The organism is Streptomyces sp. NPDC025793 (assembly GCF_055558375.1).
The window spans coordinates 71,348-77,347 of sequence record NZ_JBVHMR010000033.1 but is presented as its reverse complement, the minus strand read 5'-3'; the positions used below and the strand labels follow the sequence as shown (position 1 = coordinate 77,347).

The following is a 6,000-nucleotide window of genomic DNA, read 5'->3' as shown; positions in this document are numbered from 1 at the left end:
CGCCCGGTTTTGGGCCCCCCCACTTGTTGGCGGGGGCCCCAGGCGGGGTAAACCCCGTCATGCGCGCGTATAGCCCCGAACCCGGGGGGTGATTACGGGAAAACCCGGGCTTTACCAAAACGACACCCCTAGTTCTGCCCGAAGTCCTGCGGGAAGGCCCGATCGAAGGCGTGGTCGAAGGCCTGGGCGCCGGACTGCCGGCCGGCGGGCGCGAGACCGTCCTGGTCGACGAGGTCACCGGTCGAGTGGACGGTGTCCTGGACACCGAGCTCGTCGAGCGGACCGTTGTCCGCCGCGTGGGACGGGGTGACGGCGGCCACGACGAATCCGGTGGCCAGGGTGGCGAGGGCGAGGATGCTGCGCTTCTTCATGCGCTGACCAACTGGAAAGGCGGCCGGGGGTCACGCGGACCGCGCGCCTTCCGCTCATCAGGCCGATCGCCGTCCGGCGCGCGGGCACCCCGGCCGTACGGGCGCCCTGGCGGGAAAATTCCGTGGCTCCGCCGATCATGCGCCGGATATCCTCCGGGGCCAGGGCGTCGACGATCACCTTCTTCAACGCCCCACCGCCGGACGGATCGAGGTCGCATGCGCGTGCAGGTGTGCGGTTTCCCGGCCGTCGGCCCCGGCGGCGATCCCGTCGACCTCGTGGCGCGCTCGGCCGACCGGCTCGTACGGTCCGCCGGAGCGCTGTCCGACGCCGCACTGCGTGCCCCGGCCGAGCTGCCCGGGTGGACGCGCGGCCATGTGCTCGCCCATGTCGCCCACAGCGCCGACGCCTACGTCTGGCTGCTCGGGCTCGCGTGCACCGGCCGCGAGCCGGGCCCCCGCGCGGACCGGGCGTCACTGGCCGCCGCGCTGGAGCGGGACGCGGCCCTGCCCGCCGGCCGGCTCACGGCCCTGCTGCGGGAGAGCCTCGACCGGTTCACGGCGCAGGCGCGCGCGATGCCCGCCCCCGCCTGGGACCGCCTGGTTCCCGCGCTGGCCGGCTGGCGGCACCCGGCCTGGTATCTGCTGCTGCGCTGCCTGCGGGAATTGGAGACCCACCACCTGGACCTCGGCACCGGTCACGGCACCGCGCAGTGGCCCGGCGCTTATGTCTCCTGGGCGCTGGACGACACGCTCGGCACCCTGCGGGCGCAGGGCTTCGCACTCGCCTCCGTGGAGGCCGTGGACCTGGGCCGGCGCTGGACCCTGGCGCCGCAGGGCCCCTCGGTCACGGGGGCCGGACACCGGATCCTCGGCTGGCTCACCGGACGGCTGCCCGCCGACGCCCTGGTCCCTGACGTACCGGCGCATCTCCTGCCCCGGCCGCCCGCCTGGCCCCAGCCTCCGCTGCCGGGCTGGGGCCGCGTCGGCGACGGCGCATGAGCCGAGCGAACCCAACACATCCGAACACTCAGCGGGCCCACAGGGTGAAACAGCCCAGCTGTCAAGGCTTTTGACGGGATATCGAACAGTCCAGCCCTACCTCTTCCAACAGACTCCGACAGGTCCTACCGTAAACGCGCACGACTGAGCCTCGCTGACACCAAGGCGTCGCCCGGTCGTCAGCCACCGTTCGCGAGTCGGAGGAACGTCCACGATGCGTCACCCTCACACCCGCACGACCCGCACCGCCCGCCGAAGACTGCTCGGGGCCCTCGGCGCCGGGCTGCTGTGCACGGCGGGCCTCGCCACCCCCGCCGTCGCCACCCCGGCCGCCCGCGCCCCCGTCACCACGGCCCCCGCGCAGGCCCCCGCCGTCCCCGCCCTGGCCGACGGGCTCGCCCTCACCCCGCCGATGGGCTTCAACAACTGGAACTCCACGCACTGCCGGGCCGACTTCAACGAGACGATGGTCAAGGGCATCGCGGACCTCTTCGTGGCCAAGGGCCTGAAGGACGCGGGCTACAGGTACGTCAACCTGGACGACTGCTGGGCCCTGCCGAACCGCGACGCGAACGGCAAGCTGGTGCCCGACCCGGCCCGCTTCCCGAACGGCATCAAGCCCGTCGCCGACTACGTCCATTCCAAGGGCCTCAAACTCGGCATCTACACCAGCGCCGGCATCAAGACCTGCAACAGCGCGGGCTTCCCGGGCGCGCTCGGCCACGAGTACAGCGACGCGCGGCAGTTCGCCGGCTGGGGCGTGGACTACTTGAAGTACGACAACTGCAACAACCTCGGCGTCGACGCCCGGTTGCGCTACCGGACGATGCGGGACGCGCTGAGAGCGACCGGGCGGCCCATCGTGTACAGCATCTGCGAATGGGGCGAGAACAAGCCGTGGGAATGGGCCGCGGACGTCGGTCACCTCTGGCGGACCACCGGTGACATCAGCGACGACTGGGGCTCGATGGTCTCGATCCTCAAGCAGAACCTGCCGCTCGCGCCCTACGCCGGCCCCGGGCACTGGAACGACCCCGACATGCTGGAGGTCGGCAACGGCGGCATGACGGAGACCGAGTACCGCTCGCACTTCTCGCTCTGGTCGATCATGGTCGCACCTCTGCTGATCGGCACCGATCTGCGCAAGGCCACCCCGGCGACCTTCGACATCCTGGACAACAAGGACGTCATCGCCGTCGACCAGGACCCGCTCGGCAAGCAGGGGACGGTGGTCTCCTCCGCGGGCGGGCGCTGGGCCATCGCCAAGGAGATGAAGGACGGCAGCCGGACGGTCGCCCTCTTCAACGAGTCCGGCACCGCCCAGCGGGTCGCCACCACCGCGCGCGCCGTCGGCCTGCCCGCCGCCCCCGCCTACACCGTGCGGGACCTGTGGCAGCACCGCGACGACAACACCGCCGGCACCCTCGCCGCGACCGTACCGGCCCACGGCACGGTGCTGCTGCGCGTTTCCGCCGACCCGCGCTGGGCGACCCACCCGCCGGCGGTCGAACTCGGCCTGGACGGCAGCCCGTTGCTGGAGGCGGCCACCCCGGTCACACTGACCGGCACGGTCACCGACCTCGGCCGTACACCCGCACGCCGGCTTTCCGTGTCGCTCACCGGACCGGCGGGCTGGACCGTGCGGCCGACCTCGGCGACCACGGCCGGCGCCCTCCCCACCGGCCGGACCCTGCGCACCGGCTGGCGCGTGACCGCCCCGGCCGGAACCCCGGCCGGGGCCTACGACCTGACGCTCCGGGCCCGTTACCGCTCACCGTCCGGCGAACAGGTCACCAGCGCCCTTCCGCTCAGCGCGTCCGTGGTGGTACGGCCGCCCGCCGGGACGTCGTACCTCAGCGATCTGCCCTGGCTGTCGGCGACCAACGGCTGGGGGCCGGTGGAACGCGACACCAGCAACGGGGAGAGCGCCGCGGGCGACGGGCACCCGATCACCATCGGCGGCACCGTGTACGCCAAGGGGCTCGGGGCGCACGCGCCGAGCGACATCTCCTTCTACACCGGCCGGTCCTGTACGACGGTCCGCGCGGACGTCGGTGTGGACGACGAGAAGGGCCTGAAGGGCACCGTCGCCTTCGAGATCTGGGCGGACGGCACGAAGGTCGCCGCCACGGGCGTCCTGACCAACGCGATGCCCGCCCAGCCCCTCACCGCCGACGTCACCGGCGCCCAGGTGGTCCGCCTCGTCGTCACCGACGGCGGCGACGGCAACGACTCCGACCACGCGGACTGGGCGGACGCCGCGCTGACCTGCTGACGGCGCCCATCCGCCGGGCGCGGCGACCGGCACGCGGCCGCGGGCCGGCGGGGGCACCGTGGTGTGCGCCCCGTCCCGGCTCAGACCCCCGCCGCGTCCGGCCGCCGCGCCAGCGCCGCCGCGGCGGCCCCCACCAGCCCCGCGTCGGTGCCCATCTGGGCGGGGACGACCGTCAGCCGCTGCACGAACGACAGGGTCGCGTACTCGGTGAGCGCCTTGCGCAGCGGCGTGAGCAGGATGTCGCCCGCCTTGCCGACGCCGCCGCCGATCACCGCGATGTCGATCTCGACCAGGGTCGCGGTGGCCGCGATGCCGGCGGCCAGCGCCTGGGCGGCCCGCTCGAAGGAGGCCGCGGCGACCGGGTCGCCCGCGCGGGCGGCGGCGGCCACCGCGGCGGCCGAGGTGTCGCCGTCGGGGCCCGGCAGCCAGCCCTGCTCCAGGGCGCGGCGGGCGATGTTGGGCCCGCTGGCGATGCGTTCCACGCAGCCCCGCGAACCGCACGGACACGCGTCGCCGTCGAGGTCGACGCTGATGTGGCCGATGTGCCCGGCGTTGCCGGTCGGGCCGGGGTGCAGCTGTCCGTTCAGGACCAGGCCGCCGCCGACACCCGTCGAGACCACCATGCACAGCGCGTTGTCGTGGCCGCGCGCGGCGCCCTGCCAGTGCTCGGCTGCGGTGATCGCGACGCCGTCCCCGATCAGCTCGACCGGCAGGCCCCCGGTGGCCACGCGGACTCGCTCCACCAGCGGGAAGTCCCGCCAGCCGGGCACGTTGACCGGGCTGACGGTGCCCGCAGAGGCGTCCACCGGGCCGGCGCTGCCGATGCCGAGGAGGCCGGCGCGGTCCCACAGCGGTGACCCGGCGAGCTCGCCGAGCACCACCTCGACGGCCCGCATGACCGTTTCGCCGTCCTGCTGGGCGGGCGTGGCGCGCTGCGCGCGCTCCAGGATGCGGCCGTCACCGTCCACCAGCGCGCCGGCGATCTTGGTGCCACCGATGTCCAGGGCCGCCACAAGGTCGGTGTGCATGAGAGTCAGATCTCCCCGTCGAAGCTTGATAACCATACAGAGCAGGGCCGGTCAAGCGGTGGGGGCGCAGGCCGACAGACAGCGGTGGACAGTGTCTCGCGCACCTGACAACGTTGTCCAGGCTCTATGCTCGACGCCACATCCTCATACAAACGCCGGATCGGCGCAGCCCCCTCGGGACACGGCGCACCCGCACCGACCGCGCGGACGAGACGGACGACAGGACAGGACCCCGCATCGTGCCCGACACCACCCGCCCCACAGACCGCCTGCCCGGCACCCGCTACGGCAACCGCCCGACGATGAAGGACGTGGCGGCGCGGGCCGGTGTCGGGCTGAAGACGGTCTCCCGGGTGGTCAACGGCGAGCCCGGGGTCACGCCGGACACCGAGCGGCGGGTGCAGGAGGCCATCGAAGCGCTGGGCTTTCGCCGCAACGACAGCGCCCGCGTGCTGCGCAAGGGCCGTACGGCGAGCATCGGCCTGGTGCTGGAGGACCTCGCCGACCCCTTCTACGGCCCGCTCAGCCGCGCCGTCGAGGAGGTGGCCCGGGCCCATGGCGCCCTGCTCATCAACGGCTCCAGCGCCGAGGACCCGGAGCGCGAGCAGGAGCTGGCGCTGGCGCTGTGCGCGCGCCGGGTGGACGGGCTGGTGGTGATTCCGGCCGGGGACGACCACCGCTATCTGGAGCCGGAGATCCGGGCTGGGGTGGCGACCGTGTTCGTGGACCGGCCGGCCGGGCGGATCGACGCGGACGTGGTCCTGTCCGACAACTTCGGCGGCGCCCGGGACGGTGTCGCGCATCTGATCGCGCACGGCCACCGCAGGATCGGGTTCATCGGCGACATGCCCCGCATCCACACGGCCGCCGAGCGGCTGCGCGGCTACCGGGCGGCCATGGAGGACGCGGGGATACCGGTCGAGGACGCCTGGATGTCCCTCGGACAGACCGATCCGGAGCGGGTGCGCCGGGCGGCGGAGGAGATGCTCGCCGGGCCCGCGCCCGTCACCGCGATCTTCACGGGCAACAACCGGGTGACGGTCACCGTGATCCGGGTCCTTGCCGAGCACTCCCGCCGGGTCGCCCTGGTGGGCTTCGACGACTTCGAGCTGGCCGATCTGCTCCAGCCGGGCGTCACGGTCGTCGCCCAGGACGCGGCCGCCCTCGGCCGTACGGCGGCCGAGCGTCTGTTCCGCCAGCTGGACGGTGGGCTCGTCGCCCCGGAGCGCATCGAGCTGCCCACCCGGCTGATCACGCGCGGCTCGGGCGAACTGCCGCCGGCGGACTGAGCCGCGCGGGACCGGAGCACCCACATCAGCCGGCCGGC

General features: G+C 73.6%; 5 protein-coding genes. 3 read left to right on the top strand and 2 right to left on the bottom strand.

Annotated features, from left to right (window positions below):
* Positions 1–128 precede the first annotated feature (128 nt).
* Positions 129–371 carry a hypothetical protein gene (locus ACZ4MF_RS37890; protein ID WP_356023772.1) on the bottom strand — a complete coding sequence of 81 codons (243 nt, stop codon included), beginning with the start codon at positions 369–371 and terminating at the stop codon, positions 129–131.
* 216 nt (positions 372–587) lie between these two features.
* On the opposite strand from ACZ4MF_RS37890, the gene ACZ4MF_RS37885 reads away from it, so the two are divergent.
* Together ACZ4MF_RS37885 and ACZ4MF_RS37880 are read left to right on the top strand one after the other, a co-directional pair.
* Complete coding sequence (locus tag ACZ4MF_RS37885; RefSeq protein WP_467497400.1) at positions 588–1,370, top strand: maleylpyruvate isomerase family mycothiol-dependent enzyme; 783 nt, start codon at positions 588–590, stop codon at positions 1,368–1,370.
* Positions 1,371–1,584: 214 nt separating this feature from the next.
* Positions 1,585–3,645: an NPCBM/NEW2 domain-containing protein gene (locus tag ACZ4MF_RS37880; protein ID WP_467497399.1), complete on the top strand. Its 2,061-nt coding sequence runs from the start codon at positions 1,585–1,587 to the stop codon at positions 3,643–3,645.
* Positions 3,646–3,725: 80 nt separating this feature from the next.
* On the opposite strand, the gene ACZ4MF_RS37875 is transcribed toward ACZ4MF_RS37880, so the two are convergent.
* A complete protein-coding gene (locus ACZ4MF_RS37875; RefSeq protein WP_467497397.1) occupies positions 3,726–4,673 on the bottom strand; it encodes an ROK family protein in 948 nt (315 codons plus the stop codon).
* A gap of 239 nt (positions 4,674–4,912) precedes the next feature.
* Between ACZ4MF_RS37875 and ACZ4MF_RS37870 the strand changes: the two genes are divergently transcribed.
* Positions 4,913–5,962, top strand: a complete 1,050-nt coding sequence (locus ACZ4MF_RS37870; RefSeq protein WP_467497396.1) for a LacI family DNA-binding transcriptional regulator — start codon at positions 4,913–4,915, stop codon at positions 5,960–5,962.
* Positions 5,963–6,000: the final 38 nt, after the last annotated feature.